General features: G+C 73.7%; 10 protein-coding genes. 2 read left to right on the forward strand and 8 right to left on the reverse strand.

The window, feature by feature from the left end:
* Positions 1–84: 84 nt before the first annotated feature.
* The 7 genes from QMQ26_RS25280 to QMQ26_RS25310 all read right to left on the reverse strand — a co-directional run bounded on the left by QMQ26_RS25280 (position 85) and on the right by QMQ26_RS25310 (position 7,988).
* The gene (locus tag QMQ26_RS25280) at positions 85–1,104 is read right to left on the reverse strand and encodes an N-acetylglucosamine kinase (RefSeq protein WP_282202788.1); all 1,020 of its coding nucleotides are present in this window, start codon (positions 1,102–1,104) and stop codon (positions 85–87) included.
* A 61-nt stretch (positions 1,105–1,165) separates the two neighbouring features.
* Positions 1,166–2,446 (reverse strand): 6-phospho-beta-glucosidase, encoded by a 1,281-nt coding sequence (locus QMQ26_RS25285; RefSeq protein WP_282206611.1) that lies wholly within the window; start codon positions 2,444–2,446, stop codon positions 1,166–1,168.
* Positions 2,447–2,454: 8 nt separating this feature from the next.
* Positions 2,455–3,348 (reverse strand): carbohydrate ABC transporter permease, encoded by an 894-nt coding sequence (locus QMQ26_RS25290; protein WP_282202789.1) that lies wholly within the window; start codon positions 3,346–3,348, stop codon positions 2,455–2,457.
* Positions 3,349–3,352: 4 nt separating this feature from the next.
* Positions 3,353–4,309 carry a carbohydrate ABC transporter permease gene (locus tag QMQ26_RS25295; RefSeq protein ID WP_100840307.1) on the reverse strand — a complete coding sequence of 319 codons (957 nt, stop codon included), beginning with the start codon at positions 4,307–4,309 and terminating at the stop codon, positions 3,353–3,355.
* A 1-nt stretch (position 4,310) separates the two neighbouring features.
* Positions 4,311–5,684, reverse strand: a complete 1,374-nt coding sequence (locus tag QMQ26_RS25300; RefSeq protein ID WP_199847231.1) for an ABC transporter substrate-binding protein — start codon at positions 5,682–5,684, stop codon at positions 4,311–4,313.
* A 98-nt stretch (positions 5,685–5,782) separates the two neighbouring features.
* The gene (locus QMQ26_RS25305; RefSeq protein ID WP_282202790.1) at positions 5,783–6,973 is read right to left on the reverse strand and encodes an ROK family transcriptional regulator; all 1,191 of its coding nucleotides are present in this window, start codon (positions 6,971–6,973) and stop codon (positions 5,783–5,785) included.
* A gap of 244 nt (positions 6,974–7,217) precedes the next feature.
* Positions 7,218–7,988, reverse strand: coding sequence for an SDR family oxidoreductase (locus tag QMQ26_RS25310; RefSeq protein WP_100840306.1), 771 nt, complete (start codon positions 7,986–7,988; stop codon positions 7,218–7,220).
* 90 nt (positions 7,989–8,078) lie between these two features.
* Between QMQ26_RS25310 and QMQ26_RS25315 the strand changes: the two genes are divergently transcribed.
* On the forward strand, positions 8,079–8,969 hold the full coding sequence (locus QMQ26_RS25315) for a LysR family transcriptional regulator (RefSeq protein ID WP_282202791.1): 891 nt from the start codon (positions 8,079–8,081) through the stop codon (positions 8,967–8,969).
* Positions 8,970–9,296: 327 nt separating this feature from the next.
* On the opposite strand, the gene QMQ26_RS25320 is transcribed toward QMQ26_RS25315, so the two are convergent.
* Positions 9,297–10,367: a mechanosensitive ion channel family protein gene (locus tag QMQ26_RS25320; protein ID WP_282202792.1), complete on the reverse strand. Its 1,071-nt coding sequence runs from the start codon at positions 10,365–10,367 to the stop codon at positions 9,297–9,299.
* A 298-nt stretch (positions 10,368–10,665) separates the two neighbouring features.
* Between QMQ26_RS25320 and QMQ26_RS25325 the strand changes: the two genes are divergently transcribed.
* Entirely contained in the window at positions 10,666–11,277 is a 612-nt protein-coding gene (locus QMQ26_RS25325) for an HNH endonuclease (protein ID WP_033212661.1), read from the forward strand.
* Positions 11,278–11,310: the final 33 nt, after the last annotated feature.

An 11,310-nucleotide genomic window follows, 5' to 3' on the forward strand; every position in this document is an offset into this window, starting at 1 on the left:
TCGGGCCGCCGCTGACCGGTCCGGCCGGCCTGACCTGCCTGACCGGCCCGGCCGGTCAGGCCACCCTCGGACCGGTCCGGCCGGTCAGGCCGCTATCGGGTGGGCGGTCGGGTACCCGTCCCGCAGCCGGCGGTGCGCGGCGGGGTCGGCGTCCAGGTGGTCCAGGCCCAGCAGGGCCGCGCCCAGCACCGGCGGGGCGACCACCACGCGCGGTTCGGCGAGCGGCGCGTCCGCGGCCAGCCGGGCGGTCAGGTTGTCGAGCAGCAGCGGCTGCCGGGAGGCCAGCACCCCGCCGCCGAGCACCACCGGCACCGGCCGGTCGAGCAGGTCCAGCCTGGTCAGCGCGATCACCGCGAGCCGGGCCACCTCGTCGGCCTGGCGGTCGATCAGGTCGAGCGCGACCGGGTCGCCCGCGGTGCCGGCCGCGAACAGCACCTGGGCGACCTCGTGCAGCCGGGCCCGGTCGATCCGGCCCAGGTGCATGGCCTCGGCGAAGGCGTTGGCCCCGACCAGTCCGAAGTGCGCGCCGATCATGGGGGAGAGCAGGGTGGCCGGGCCGCGGCCGTCCTCGGCCCGGGCCGCGTGCCACATCGCCTCGGCGGCGAGCCCGCCGCCGCCGCCCCAGTCGCCGGTGAGCTGGCCGAGCGCGGGCCAGCGGGCGGTGCGCCCGTCGGGCCGCAGGCCGACGCAGTTGATGCCCGCACCGCAGACCACCGCGACGCCCAGCGGCCCGTCGGTGCCGGCCCGCAGCAGGCCGAAGGTGTCGTTGGCGACGTGCGCGGAGGCGCCCCAGCCGTGGCCGGATATCGCCTCGTGCAGCTGCTGCTCCTCGATCGGCAGGTCCGCGTTGGCCAGGCAGGCGCTGACGTGGTCGGTCAGCGGCCGCCCGTCGGGGCGCGGTTCGACGCCGACCTGCCGGGCCAGGTCGTCGACCAGCGGGGCGAGCGCGGCGACGGCCGCCTCCGGGCCGGTGTGCTGCGGCTGGAAGCCGCCGCCGCGGGCGGTGGCCAGCACCGTGCCGTCGGCGCCGACCAGGGCCAGGTCGGTCTTGCTGTTGCCGGCGTCGATGGCGAGGACGCCGGGCAGGTGTGCGGAGTGGCTCATCGGCCGGTCCCCCCGTGGTGGTGCTCGGTGGTGGTGCGGTGGTGCTCCGCCATGGTGCCGGTCACGCCCAGCTCAGGTGGTCGTGGTTGTGGGCCAGCAGCCGGTCGGTGAGCTGGTCGGCGAGTTCGATCTGCCCGACCAGCGGGTGGGCGAGCAGTGCGTCGAAGACCCGGTCCCGGCCGCCGTGCAGCGCGGCGTCCAACGCCAGGTGCTCGTACGCGGTGACGTTGGCGATCAGGCCCGCGTAGAGCGGTTCGACCGGGCGCTGGGGCAGCGGGCGGACCCCGGCGGCGTCCACCTCGGCCGGGACCTCGATCACCGCGTCGTCGGGCAGGAACGGCAGCACGCCGTCGTTGCGGGTGTTGACCACCTGGACGGTGGTGCGGCCGTCGGTGCCCAGCAGCGCGGCGATCAGCTGCACCGCGGCCTCGGAGTAGAACGCGCCGCCGCGCTTGCCGAGCAGCTCGGGCTTGGTGTCCAGGGCCGGGTCGGCGTACATCTCCAGCAGCTGCTTCTCGATCGCGGCGACCTCGGCGGCCCGGGAGCCCTTGACCTTCAGCTCCTCGACCACCACGTCGTGCTGGTAGAAGTACCGCAGGTAGTAGGAGGGGACGACGCCGAGCCGGCGGACCACCGGCAGCGGCAGGTGCAGGTCGGCGGCGATCTCCGGGCCGTGCTCGGCGAGCAGTTGCGGCAGCACCTCGCGGCCGGTGGCGGCGCCGGGGGCGTCGAGCAGGGTGACGCCGCGCTCCCAGGTCAGGTGGTTCAGACCGACGTGGTCCAGGCGCACCAGCTCCGGGTCGACGCCCAGGTGGGCGGCGAACTTGCGCTGGAAGCCGATCGCCACGTTGCACAGGCCGACGGCCTTGTGCCCGGCGGTCTGCAGGGCGCGGGTGACGATGCCGACCGGGTTGGTGAAGTCGACGATCCAGGCGTCCGGGTTGGTGCGGCGGACCTGCTCGGCGATGTCCAGCACCACCGGGACGGTGCGCAGCGCCTTGGCGAGGCCGCCCGCGCCGGTGGTCTCCTGGCCGACGCAGCCGCACTCCAGCGGCCAGGTCTCGTCCTTGTCGCGGGCCGCCTGCCCGCCGACCCGCAGCTGGAGCAGCACCGCGTCGGCGCCCTGGACGCCCGCGGTGACGTCGGTGGCGGTGGTGACGGTGGCGCCGTGGCCCTGTTTGGCGAAGATCCGGCGGGCCAGGCCGGCGATCAGCTCCAGCCGGTCGGCCGCCGGGTCGATCAGCACCAGCTCGCGGATCGGCAGGGTGTCGCGCAGCCGCGCGAACCCGTCGATCAGTTCCGGCGTGTAGGTGGAACCGCCGCCGACGATTGCCAACTTCAGTGCGGACATCAGCCCTTGACCCCTGTCAGTGTGACGCCTTCGACGAAGGCGCGTTGTGCGAAGAAGAACAGAACGATCACCGGTGCCATCACCAGCAGCGTCGCCGCCATGGTGAGGTTCCAGTTGGTGTGGTGGGCGCCCTTGAAGGACTCCAGGCCGTAGCTGAGGGTCCAGGCGCCCGGGTTCTCGGAGGCGTAGACCTGCGGGCCGAAGTAGTCGTTCCAGCAGGAGAAGAACTGGAACAGCGCGACGGCGGCGATCGCCGGTTTGGCCATCGGCAGCACCACCCGCAGCAGGGTGCGCAGTTCGCCGCAGCCGTCGATCCGGGCGGCCTCGACGTACTCCTTGGGGATGGTCAGCAGGAACTGGCGCAGCAGGAAGATGGTGAAGGCGTCGCCGAACGCCATCGGGACGATCAGCGGCCACAGCGTGCCGGTCAGGTGCAGCTGCTTGGCCCAGAACAGGTACATCGGGATCACCGTGACCTGCGGCGGCAGCATCATCATCGCGACCACCGCCATCAGCGCCAGGTTGCGGCCCCGGAACCGGAACCGGGCCAGCGCGTACGCCACCGGCAGGCTGGAGAGCACGGTCAGCACGGTGCCGGCGCCTGCGTACAGCAGGGTGTTGCGCCACCAGGTGAGGAAGCCGGGGGTGTCCCAGACCTTGCGGTAGTTCGACCACTGCCAGTGCTGCGGCCACAGGTCGGAGGTGAGCGCCTGGTGGTCGGTCATCACCGAGGTGAGGAAGACGAACACGAACGGCAGCAGGAAGAACAGCGCGGCGGCGATCGCGGTGGAGTGCACCGCGACCCAGTGCAGGGCGGCGCGGCGGCGGGCGGCCCGGGCGGCGGCGGGGGCCGGCAGCGGGCGCCGGCGGGGGAGGGTGGAAGCGAGTGCCATGGGGTCAGTCCTCCGCCAGGAAACCGGACTTGCGGCGCAGCAGCACGCCGGTGAACGCCATCGAGAGGGCGAACAGGATGAGTGCGACGACGCAGGAGGAGCCGTAGTCGAAGCGCTGGAAGCCGAGGTTGTAGACCATCTGCGGCAGCGTCCAGGTGGAGCCGGCCGGGTAGCCGGGCTCGAACTGCTGGCCGGAGCCGCCGATCACGCCGGAGGCGACCTTCCCGGCGACGATCGCCTGGGTGTAGTACTGCATGGTCTGGATCACGCCGGTGACCACCGCGAACACCAGGATCGGCGAGATGTTCGGCAGCGTCACGTACCGGAAGCGCTGGAAGCTCCCGGCGCCGTCCAGTTCGGCGGCCTCGTACTGCTCGGTCGGCACGTCCAGCAGCGCCGCCATGAAGATCACCATCAGGTCGCCGACGCCCCAGATCGCCAGCAGCGTCAGGGCGGGCTTGGACCAGGACGGGTCGGTGAACCAGCCGGGCTGCGGCAGGCCGAGCTCGCCCAGCAGGTGGTTGACCGGCCCGGTGCCCGGGTTCAGCAGGAACGCGAACGCCATCGTCGCGGCCACCGGCGGGGCCAGGTACGGCAGGTAGAAGGCGGTGCGGAAGAACCCGGCGCCGGACTTCACCTTGGTGATCAGCAGCCCGACGCCGAGCCCGAACACCACCCGCAGCGAGACCATCACCGCGACCAGCCAGAGGGTGTTGCCCAGGCCCTTCCAGAAGAAGGGGTACTTGTCGAAGACGTAGTCCCAGTTCCGCAGCCCGGCGAAGGCCGGCGGGAGGAACCCGTCGTAGCTGGTGAACGAGAAGTAGACCGTCGACACCAGCGGGTACAGGAAGAAGAACCCGAACCCGACCAGCCACGGGGAGAGGAAGGCCAGGGTCCTGGCCCGCTCCCGCCGGTGCTTGCGGCGCAGCGCCGGCGGGAGGGCGGAGCTCACGGTCGCCATGTCACTTCGCCTGGGTGACGGCGTCGTCGATCTCCTTGGCGGTGGCCGTCAGGCCCGCCCCGAGGTCGGTCTGCTGCCCGGACTCCACCGCGTAGCTGAGGTTCTGCAGCGACACCTGGTACGCGCCGCCGTTGATGCTCGCCGGGGTGGTGGAGGAGTGCGGGTTCTTGGCGATGTCGATGAAGGTGCGGAAGTTCGGGTCCGCGTCCAGCTTCGGCGAGTCCAGCGCGGCGAGGGTGCTGGGCACGTTGTGGATCGCGTTGGCGAAGGACACCACCGCGTCGGTGTCGGTGGTCAGGTACTTGACGAAGGTCCAGGCCGCGGTCTGCTTCTTCGAGCCGTTGGCGATGCCGACGATGGTGCCGGTCTGGTAGCCGCGCCCGTAGGTCGCCGCCTGGTCGTCCGGCACCGGGAACGGCGCGGTGGCCCACTCGAAGTCCGGCTTGTCCTCGGCCAGCGAGGCGGTGCGCCACTCGCCGTCCAGGCTCATCGCGACCTGCCCGGTGGTGAACGGGTTCTTGGCGCTGAACTCGTCGCCGAACCCGGTCCGGTACTTCTCCAGCCGGTCGAACCCGCCGAGCCGGTCGACCAGGTGCTTCTGCCAGGTGAGCGCCGCGGTCACGGTCGGGTCGGTGGCCACGTTCGACCTGCCGTCCGGGCCGAAGTACGTGCTGCCGTACTGGCCGAGGTAGTGCGCGATCGCCGTCTCGTAGCCGTGGTAGTTCGGCATGAAGCCCAGCTGCTTGAACGAGTCGCCGTCCGGGACGGTCAGCTTGGCGGCGTCCTCGGCGAACTCGCTGAAGGTCTTCGGCGGCGCGGTGATGCCCGCCGCCGCGAACGCGGTCTTGTTGTAGTACAGGCCGTAGGCGTCGCCGAGCAGCGGCAGCGCGCACTGGTCGCCCTGGTAGCGGCTGTACTCCAGCATCGCCGCCGGGAAGGTCTTCGCCGGGTCGACGCCGTCCTTCCGCAGCATCGGCCCGAGGTCGGCCCAGACGTGCGAGGCGCAGAACCGGCCCACGTTGTCGGTGGAGAACGAGGACACCACGTCCGGGGCGTCCGGGCCGCCGGCCCGCAGCGCCTGCTGGGCCTTGTCGTCGGCGATGTTCCCGACCACCTTGACGTGGATGTTGGGGTGCAGCTTCTCGAAGGCGGCGACGTTGTCGTTGATCGCCTTCACCTCGTTGTCCTGGCTCCAGCCGTGCCAGAAGGTGATCGTCACGTCCTGGCCGGCCGCCGAACCGTCCTGCCCGCCGCCGGAGTTGGTGCCGGTGCAGGCGGCGGCCAGCAGCGTCGTGCAGACGGCCGCGGTGAGCGCGGCCAGCGGGCGGCGGGCCAGCGGGCGGCGGGCGAGCGGGGATCTGCGGGTCGTGTCCACGGAAGGGCGCTCCTGGGGGAGGGGGCGAGGGCAGGGCGGCAGGGCCCGGCGACCCCGCGTGGGGGGAAGGGGAGTGGGTGCGAACGTGCGTCAGTGCGTCAGTGGGTGCTGAACAGGACGTCCCGGGTGCTCGCCAGCGCGCGCTGCAGCGCGCCGGTCAGGACGGGCGACCCCGGCACGGCCGACAGCCGCACCTCCGGCCGCGGGATGGACATCCGGCCCAGGGCCTCCTGAACCAGCTCCCGCAGGCGTTCACCGCCCGCGGTCGGCGTCCCCCCGGAGAGCACCACCAGCTCCGGGTCCACCACCGAGGCGATCACCGCCAGCCCGACCGCCAGCCGCTCGGCCAGCTCGGCCAGGAAGACCTCGCCCTCGGCACTGCCCAGGGCCCCGGCCACCGCCTGCGCCGCGTCGGCGCCGCGCAGCCCGTGCCGGCGGGCCAGCGCCAGCACCGCGGGCTCACCGGCCAGGTCCTGGAACCCGCCGGTCACCTTCCGGCGGGAGCTCAACGACACCGGGGCGTCCGGCACCGGCATGTAGCCGACCTCGCCCGCGCCCCCGGTGAAACCCCGGTGCAGCCGGCCCGCGATCACGATCGCCGCGCCGATGCCCTCCTCGGCCCACAGCAGCACGAAGTCCTCGCACCCCGCCGCCGCCCCGCCGGCCTGCTCCGCGACCGCGGCCAGGTTCACGTCGTTCTCGATCGACACCGGCGCGCCCAGGGCCTGCTCCAGCTCCTCCACCAGCCGCGGCGAGTGCCAGCCCGGCAGGTGCGAGGCGTACCGCAACTTCCCGGTCACCGGGTCCGGCGCGCCACCGATCCCGACCACCACCTCGCGCAGGCACCCCGGTGCGAGCTGCGCCCGGCGCACCGTCTCGGCGACCGCCTCGGCGACCCGCGGCACCGTCTCCGCCGCGGACCAGCCCTTGGTCGGCACCCGGTGCTCGGCCAGCGTCGTCCCGGTGACGTCCGCGACCGCGACCCGCACCGTCGTGCTGGTCACATCCACGCCCGCGACGTAGCCCGCGGCCGGATTCACCTGGTACAGCTGGGCGTTCGGCCCCGGCCCGCCGGCGGTCGTGCCCACCGGCACCACCAGCCCCACCGCCTCCAGCCGGGCCAGCAGCTGCGAGGCGGTCGGCTTCGAAAGCCCCGTCAGGCTTCCGATCTGGGTGCGGGACAGCGGGCCGTTCGCGAGCAGCAGCTCCAGCGCGGCACGATCGTTGATGGCCCGCAACAGGCTCGGCGTACCGGCCAGCGGGGAACGGGGTGTCTTTCGGGTGGTCACGGCCCGATCCTCCTCTGCATACGCGGTTGCGGCCAACTGTTAGGAAAGTTTCCAATCGAGAGCCGTGGATGTCAACGGTCCGTGACCTGTTCGTTGACTGCGGCGCGCGGACGGCGCGCGGACGGCGGGCGGACAGCGGGCGCGGGAGGAGCGGGCGCGGCGGGGGAGGGGAGCAGGGGAAAAGGGACGGGGGCAGGAGCGCGGGAAGAACCACCGCGCTCCTGCCCCCGTCCCGGGACCGGCCCTACCAGGGAAGCGGACCGTCCTCGTTGAAGAACCCGCCGCTGGGGCCGCCGTCCGGCAGCGCCGCCAGCCGGACGGCGATCGCCGCGCCCTGCGCGGGGGTGCGCACGCCGCGGTGGCCGTTCAGGTCGGTGGCGCAGTAGCCGGGGCAGGCCAGGTTGATCAGGATGCCGGTGTCGCGCAGCTCCTTCGCGTACTGCACGGTCACCGCGTTCAGGAAGGTCTTCGACGGGGAGTAGGCCGCCGAGATCGGGCCGGTCTCCTCCCCCGGCCGGGACTGCAGGGTCAGCGACCCCACCCCGCTGGACATGTTGACGATCCGCGGCGAGGCCGAGCGGCGCAGCAGCGGCAGGAGCGCGTTGGTCACCCGGATCACGCCGAGCACGTTGGTCTCCACCGCCAGCCGGACCTCCGCCAGGTCCACCAGGGTCGGCTCCTGCGGCGAACCGCCGGTCACCGCCGCGTTGTTGACCAGGACGTCGAGCCGTCCGAAGCGGTCCGCCAGCAGCTCCGCCGCCGCGGCCGCCGAGGCGTCGTCGGTGACGTCCAGCGGCACCCCGAAGGCGTCCGCCCCGCCCGCCCGCAGTGCCTCGACGGCGGCCTCCCGCCGCGCCTCGTCCCGGGCGCCCACGCCCACCCGCCAGCCCAGCGCGCCGAGGCCCGCCGCGATCTCGTACCCGATGCCCTTGTTCGCGCCGGTCACCAGCGCCACCGTCCGCGCGTCCTGCTCGTGCTGCGCGCCCTGCTCGTGCTGTTCGTTCTTCTCGTTCATACCGCCATGCTCGGCCCGCCGCCCCGGCCGTGGCCAGGACCGATCCGGCACCCCGGCGATACCCGGCGGGTATCGCCGTAGGCTGGACGGATGGAGACCCGGGAACTGCGGTACTTCGTCGCCGTCGCCGAGGAGTTGCACTTCGGGCGGGCGGCCCAGCGGCTCGGCATGGCCCAGCCCCCGCTGTCGCGGGCCGTCGCCCGGCTGGAGCGCCGGCTCGGCACCGTCCTGCTGGCGCGCGACAGCCACGGCGTGGCGCTGACCGACGCGGGCCGGGTGCTGCTGCGCGAGGGCCGCACCGTGCTGGACGCGGTCGCCGCGGCCGAGGCCCGCACCTGCCGGGCCGGGCAGCCGGGCCTGGTGCTGGTGGCGAAGGCGGGCGCGTCCACCGAACTGCTGGCCAAGCTGCTGGCCGCCTACGCCGCCGAGCCCGACGCGGTGCCGGTGGACGTCCGGCTGTGCCAGTACGGCGAGCAGGGGCCGCTGCTGCGGCGCGGCGAGGCGGACGTGGCGCTGCTGCACCTGCCGTTCGACTCCGCGGCCGGCCTGGACACCGAGGAACTGCGCACCGAGGGCCAGGTCGCCCTGCTGCCCGCCGGGCACCCGCTGACCGCCCGCCGCGAACTGCGCCTCGCCGACCTGGCCGAGCTGACGGACCTGCCCGCCCCGCGCTACCCGCGCTCCGACGGCACCCACCGCGACGGCCCCGGCCCGGCGATCCGCGACCACGCCCAGCTCTACCAGCTGATCGCCCTCGGTCGGACCTACGCCGTCCTGCCCGACTCCGCCCGCAGCCAGCTCCGCGACGACGTCGCCGTCCGCCCCGTCCCGGACGCCCCGCAGGTCACCACCCTCCTCGCCTGGCCCCCCGACAGCCGCTCCCGCGCCCTGGCCGCCCTGCTCCGGACGGCGACCGGAGGCTTGACCGGGAGCTCGACCGAGGGTGCGACCGGGGGTGCGACCGGAGGCTCGGCCTCCTGACGGCCCGCCGGGGGCGGGACGGCCACGGCTTCGACCTCGGGGTCGGCCGCCGGCCCGGCGCGGTCTTCCAGCCGTGGCGCGAGTCCGACGCCGCCGACGGTCCGCGACCCTGGGACGGCACGGCCGGCGACCCGGGCACCACCGCCGTCAGCACCTCCGCCCGCAGCCCGAGCCCAACCCGCAAGCCCAGCCCGAGCCCAACCCGAGCCCAGCCCGAGCCCAACCCGAGCCCAGCCCGAGCCCCACGCCCCGCCGCAGGCCCGCCCGGCGCCGTCCGGGAGCCTCGCCCGCCCCGTCCGCGCGTCCGGCCGGGCCGGGGCCGCCGGGTCAGTTCTGCGTCGGTATCGGCTTGGCCGCCAGCGAGCGGGCCGAGTTGGGGTCGGCGAGCGCGGACGGCGGCAGGATCTCGGGGGCGGCGGCCTGGGCCGGGACGGTGGCGGCGGCCTCCTCCCGGAGCTTGACGCCCGCCAGGTCGAAGGCGGCCTTGAGCCGCAGCCGCAGCGCCCGGGCGACCTGCGCGGACTTGCCGGGGGTGCAGCGGGCCTCGACCCGCAGCTGCACCGAGTCCACGGCGACCGACTCCACGCCCAGCACCTTGACCCGGCCCCAGACCAGCTCGTCGTACGGGCTCTCCTTGGCGAACTGCTCGGCGGTCTCGGTGATCAGCGCCTCGACCTGCTCCAGGTCCTCCTTGTAGCCGACCTGCACGTCGACGGTGGCGGTGCCCCAGCCCTGGCTCATGTTGGCGATCCGCTTGACCTCGCCGTTGCGGATGTACCAGATCTCACCCGCCGAGCCGCGCAGCTTGGTGACCCGCAGGCCGACCTCCAGGACGGTGCCGGTGGCGACGCCGGTGTCGATCTCGTCGCCGACGCCGTACTGGTCCTCCATGATCATGAAGACGCCGGAGAGGAAGTCGGTGACCAGGTTGCGGGCGCCGAAGCCGATCGCCACGCCCGCCACGCCCGCGGAGGCCAGCAGCGGGGCCAGGTCGACGCCCAGCACCGACAGCGCCATCAGCGAGGCGGTGCCGAGGACGCTGAACGAGGCCACCGAGCGCAGCACCGAGCCGATCGCCTCGGAGCGCTGCTGGCGCCGCTCGGTGTTGACCACGCCGGTGTTGGCCAGCAGCCCGCCGAGCACCCCGTGGTCGCCGTCGCCCTCCGCGGGGCGGCCCATCCGGGTGACCAGCTTCTCGATCACCTTGCGGACCACCGCCCGCAGCACCAGGGCCAGCCCGAGGATCAGCACGATCCGCAGCCCGGAGACGACCCAGCCCTGCCAGTTGTCGTCCAGCCAGCCGGCCGCCTGCCGGGTGGTGTCGGTCACACCGGCCGTGCTGGTGGGCAGCGTGAACGTCGGCGTGCTGGTGCTGTCGGCAGCGGAATCGGCGAGCATCGCCCCACTGTAGCGAGCCCGTTCCGGGCCCCGTTCACCCGCTCGGACGGCCTGCGACCGGTTCCGGACACGCACCGCAGCACCACCCGCACGGTACGTGCAGGAGGGCCGCGAGCTGGGCATACCGGCTATGGCGGAACGCGCGGGGCCCACCGCACGCGCGCGGCCCGTTCACGGAGAAATGGTGGCGTCGTACGACGACGTAAGGCGACACTGAGGGAGATCACGTCCCGCGAGGGCCGCGGTCACCCGCTCGACTCGGCGCGAGCCACGCGCCGCAGGCGTCCAAGGAGGCCCCGTGCCGCATGTCCTTGTCCTCAACGCGTCGTACGAGCCACTCGGTGTCGTCTCGATGCGACGCGCTCTCATCCTCGTCCTCAACCACAAGGCGATCGCCCTGGAGGATGCGGGCACCACTCTGCACAGCGCCACCGGTGCCGTCCAGGCGCCGTCCGTCGTCAAACTGACCCGTTTCGTGCGGGTCCCCTACCGCGGCCCCGTACCGCTGACCAGGCGGGCGCTGTTCGCCCGCGACCACGGTCGGTGCGTGTACTGCGGGGCCGCCGCCACCAGTGTCGACCACGTCATCCCGCGCAGCCGGGGCGGCCAGCACCGGTGGGACAACGTGGTGGCGGCCTGCCGCCGCTGCAACCACACCAAGGCCGACCGGCACCTCGCCGACCTCGGCTGGCGGATGAAGCGCCCCCCGGCCGCGCCCAGCGGCCTGGCCTGGCGGGTCATCGGCACCGGGATCAAGGACCCGCGCTGGCGGCCCTACCTGGAGCCGTACGGCGGCCTCGACCAGTTCCGGGACTTCGAGCACCACGACCATCCGGAGACGGTCCTGCCCGCCCCCGTCCGCACCCGTCCGATCCGCCGCGGCGAGCAGCACGCTCCGCTCTCCGCCTGAACAGACAAGGGCCTGCCCGACACGACAACCGGT

This window comes from Kitasatospora fiedleri (assembly GCF_948472415.1).
Taxonomy (GTDB): domain Bacteria; phylum Actinomycetota; class Actinomycetes; order Streptomycetales; family Streptomycetaceae; genus Kitasatospora; species Kitasatospora fiedleri.

Excerpts from the sequence above, each read along its gene's own strand:
- QMQ26_RS25280 (WP_282202788.1), bottom strand. The coding sequence starts at position 1,104 with ATGAGCCACTCCGCACACCTGCCCGGCGTCCTCGCCATCGACGCCGGC.
- QMQ26_RS25315 (WP_282202791.1), top strand. The coding sequence starts at position 8,079 with ATGGAGACCCGGGAACTGCGGTACTTCGTCGCCGTCGCCGAGGAGTTG.
- QMQ26_RS25290 (WP_282202789.1), bottom strand. The coding sequence starts at position 3,348 with ATGGCACTCGCTTCCACCCTCCCCCGCCGGCGCCCGCTGCCGGCCCCC.
- QMQ26_RS25320 (WP_282202792.1), bottom strand. The coding sequence starts at position 10,367 with ATGCTCGCCGATTCCGCTGCCGACAGCACCAGCACGCCGACGTTCACG.
- QMQ26_RS25295 (WP_100840307.1), bottom strand. The coding sequence starts at position 4,309 with ATGGCGACCGTGAGCTCCGCCCTCCCGCCGGCGCTGCGCCGCAAGCAC.
- QMQ26_RS25310 (WP_100840306.1), bottom strand. The coding sequence starts at position 7,988 with ATGAACGAGAAGAACGAACAGCACGAGCAGGGCGCGCAGCACGAGCAG.